The following is a 2956-nucleotide window of genomic DNA, read 5'->3' as shown; positions in this document are numbered from 1 at the left end:
CGATGGCCTCACCCGCGAGGTGACACATCGACGCCAACCGGTCGGTCAGCGCGTCGAGTTGCTCATGAAACTTCATCCGCATGCGTCATGGTTACCCCGTCGCCGCACTCGGGGCCAGTCGAGCGGGTCGCCGACCGAATGGCTGGAACCCACTCACCAGCCGGGGTGGGGCCTGGCACGTCGACCTCTACGACCAGAAACCACGCTGGCCCGGTACGCGGAACCGCTCATGCCGGCGAGATCCCGGCCAGACGACGCACCGCCGCGAGCCCCGCATCCGTTCCAGGCCAGTGTTTCTCGAGTGCCGCCGGTCCGGCGCGGCGGGTCACCGACCGCAACGCGAGCGCGACGATCACCGCATCGTCGGCGTAGCCGAGGACCGGAATGAAGTCGGGAACCAGATCGATCGGCAGCAACAGGTAGCCGAGCAGCAGCACCAGACGGACCCGCACACCCCGGGGCAGGGTGTGGTCCGCGGCTAACCGGCGGATCAGCCGCACCACATCGGGGAGTAACCGCAGCGCATCACGGATGCCCGCCTCCTCCGGCTTGGCCGCCCACAGCACACCCAGCAGGACCAGCCACAGCAGCAGCAGTCCACCCGCCACGGCTACCGGAATGGACCACCACACATCGGTCATCGGTCAGCCTCCACTCAGCATCATCGACGCCCCGCAGCCACTTCCGAGACAGCCGAACCGTCCAGGGAAAAGAAAGTACTGGGTCCCGGCCAAACCCAGCAGCTGGCTCACCGAAAAGACCATCGGTTGTTATGGTTATTATCGTCATATGGCGATTGATAGTGCGGATGGGTGCCTCGCCGCGGCCGGCACAGGATCGAACCTGGATGCGGCGGTGGCGTTGTTCCACAGCCTCTCCGACGGCACCCGGCTGGCGATCGTGCGCCGCCTCGCCGACGGGGAGTCGCGGGTGGCGGACCTGGTCGGCGAGCTCGGGTTGGCCCAGTCGACGGTGTCGGCGCACGTGGCGTGCCTGCGTGACTGCGGGCTGGTCACCGGCCGACCGCAGGGCCGGCAGGTGTTCTACTCGCTTGCCCGCCCGGAGTTGCTGGACCTGCTCACCGCCGCCGAAACCCTCCTGGAGGCAACGGGTAACGCGGTCGCGTTGTGCCCGAACTACGGCACCGACACCGGGACAGGGGTTAAGGCATGAGCGACGCCTGCGGCTGCGGCCACGACGAACCCCGCCTCGAGAGCGAGGAGGAACACGAACCCGAAAAACTGTGGCAGATCACCGAAATCCGGGCCGCCGCCATCGCCGGGGTGCTGTTGGTCGCCGCGCTGATCGTCGGCTGGACCGACGGCCCCCGCCCGGTCGAGCTGACCCTCGAAGCATTGGCGTTGATCGTCGGCGGCTACACGTTCGTCCCCGCCACATTGAAGCGCCTGGTGAAGGGCAGAATCGGGGTCGGGACCCTGATGACGATCGCCGCCGTCGGCGCCGTCCTGCTCGGTGAGGTCGGCGAGGCCGCGATGCTGGCTTTCCTGTTCGCCATCAGTGAAGGGCTCGAGGAGTACGCGGTCACCCGCACCCGCCGTGGCCTGCGCGCGCTGCTGTCGCTCGTTCCGGACACCGCTACCGTGCTCCGCGGCGGCCGTGAGCAGACCGTCGCCCCCGCCGAGCTGGTGCTCGGGGAGATCATGATCGTCAAACCCGGGGAGCGGATCGCCACCGACGGCATCATCCGGTCCGGGCGTACCGCCCTGGACACCTCGGCGATCACCGGTGAATCGGTGCCGGTCGAGGCAGGACCGGGCGCCGAGGTGTTCGCCGGGTCCATCAACGGCACCGGTGTCCTCGAGGTCCAGGTCACCGCCGGCGCCGAGAACAACTCGCTGGCCAAGATCGTGAAGATCGTCGAGGCCGAGCAGTCCCGCAAAGGTGAGGCGCAGCGCCTGGCAGACAAGGTCGCCAAGCCGCTGGTCCCGGCCGTGATGATCGCTGCCGTCCTCATCGCCGCGGTCGGCAGTGTGTTCGGGGCTCCGCTGGTGTGGATCGAACGCGCCCTGGTCGTGCTGGTGGCCGCCTCACCGTGCGCGCTGGCCATCGCGATCCCGGTGACGGTGGTCGCCGCGATCGGCGGCGCCTCAAAGCTCGGTGTCCTAGTCAAGGGCGGCGCCGCGCTCGAGTCCCTGGGACGCATCCGCGGTATCGCGCTGGACAAGACGGGCACCCTGACCCGCAACCGACCGTCGGTGATCGACGTCGCCACCACCGGCGGCGCTACTCGCGACGAGGTGTTGACCGTCGCGGCCGCGCTGGAGGCCCGCAGCGAACACCCCCTGGCCCGGGCGATCCTCGCCGCCGTCGACACCGTCACCCCCGCCGAGGACGTCGACGCCGTCCCCGGCACCGGACTGACCGGGCAGCTCGCGGACCGCACGCCTGCCCGGTTGGGTCGTCCCGGGTGGATCGACCCCGGGCCCCTGGCCGCGGACATCGAGCGGATGCAGCACGCCGGCGCCTCCGCGGTGCTGATCGAACGCGCCGGCACCCTGATCGGGGCGGTCGCGGTACGCGACGAGCTGCGCCCCGAGGCCCGCGAGGTGGTCGCCGGGCTACGGCGCGACGGTTACACCGTCGCCATGCTCACCGGCGACAACGATCGCACCGCACGGGCTTTGGCCGCCGACGTCGGCATCGACGAGGTGCATGCGAACCTGCGCCCGGAAGACAAGGCCCGCATCATCGAAACCCTCCGCAACGCACGACCGACGGCGATGGTCGGCGACGGCGTCAACGACGCCCCCGCCCTGGCCGCCGCCGACCTGGGCATCGCGATGGGCGCAATGGGCACCGACGTCGCCATCGAAACCGCCGACGTCGCCCTGATGGGTGAGGATCTGCGGCACCTGCCGCAGGCCCTCGCGCATGCCCGCCGCTCGCGGGCGATCATGCTGCAGAACGTCGGCCTCTCCCTGGCGATCATCACCGT

The 2956-nt window shown here is 69.8% G+C and carries 3 protein-coding genes and 1 pseudogene; 2 read left to right on the top strand and 2 right to left on the bottom strand.

Going from position 1 to position 2956, the window contains the following annotated elements:
- Together WAW17_RS15420 and WAW17_RS15415 are read right to left on the bottom strand one after the other, a co-directional pair.
- A pseudogene (locus tag WAW17_RS15420) lies at positions 1 to 82 on the bottom strand (phosphate transport system regulatory protein PhoU); the annotation flags it as partial.
- A 145-nt stretch (positions 83 to 227) separates the two neighbouring features.
- Positions 228 to 641: a YkvA family protein gene (locus WAW17_RS15415; RefSeq protein WP_422333820.1), complete on the bottom strand. Its 414-nt coding sequence runs from the start codon at positions 639 to 641 to the stop codon at positions 228 to 230.
- 148 nt (positions 642 to 789) lie between these two features.
- Here WAW17_RS15415 and WAW17_RS15410 point away from each other — a divergent pair, with 148 nt between their 5' ends.
- Together WAW17_RS15410 and WAW17_RS15405 are read left to right on the top strand one after the other, a co-directional pair.
- Positions 790 to 1173, top strand: a complete 384-nt coding sequence (locus tag WAW17_RS15410; RefSeq protein WP_422333819.1) for an ArsR/SmtB family transcription factor — start codon at positions 790 to 792, stop codon at positions 1171 to 1173.
- Positions 1170 to 2956 (top strand): heavy metal translocating P-type ATPase (locus WAW17_RS15405; protein WP_422333818.1); only part of this gene is annotated, 1787 nt, incomplete at its 3' end. The genes WAW17_RS15410 and WAW17_RS15405, both read left to right, overlap by 4 nt.

Source organism: Rhodococcus sp. (in: high G+C Gram-positive bacteria) (assembly GCF_049286785.1).
Classification (GTDB): Bacteria; Actinomycetota; Actinomycetes; order Mycobacteriales; family Mycobacteriaceae; genus Rhodococcus_F.
Note: the sequence above shows the minus strand (reverse complement) of the source record. Positions and strands in the feature narration are given on the sequence as shown.

Coding starts and splice junctions, on each gene's coding strand:
- WAW17_RS15415 (WP_422333820.1), bottom strand. CDS start 641: ATGACCGATGTGTGGTGGTCCATTCCGGTAGCCGTGGCGGGTGGACTG.
- WAW17_RS15410 (WP_422333819.1), top strand. CDS start 790: ATGGCGATTGATAGTGCGGATGGGTGCCTCGCCGCGGCCGGCACAGGA.